Annotated in this window: 1 protein-coding gene; it reads right to left on the bottom strand. The window is 42.2% G+C overall.

What is annotated here, in order from left to right:
* Positions 1–289, bottom strand: a 289-nt coding sequence (locus AC1EU2_RS18790; RefSeq protein ID WP_480299804.1) for a DDE-type integrase/transposase/recombinase, incomplete at both ends; no start/stop codon positions are given.

The following is a 289-nucleotide window of genomic DNA, read 5'->3' on the forward strand; positions in this document are numbered from 1 at the left end:
AACAACATAAGCTCGATACTCCGCACCTCTATCTGTATGAAATAATATACGTTCATTACTGCGCCTGTGCTTTAATGCACTCTTTAACGCTTTAAGCGTTAGCTCTGTCGTCTTATTGTGACCAAAAGCCCAACCTATGACTCGTCTAGAGTACAAATCCAAGACGACAGCGAGATAGTGCCAACGCTGACCCACTTTCAAATAAGTGATATCACCACACCATTGTTGATTCACTCTCGTTGGCTTACCCATAGTCTTACGTTTGTTGCCAATGTCACCATAAAACAGT

The organism is Parashewanella sp. 2304DJ23-3, assembly GCF_056591695.1.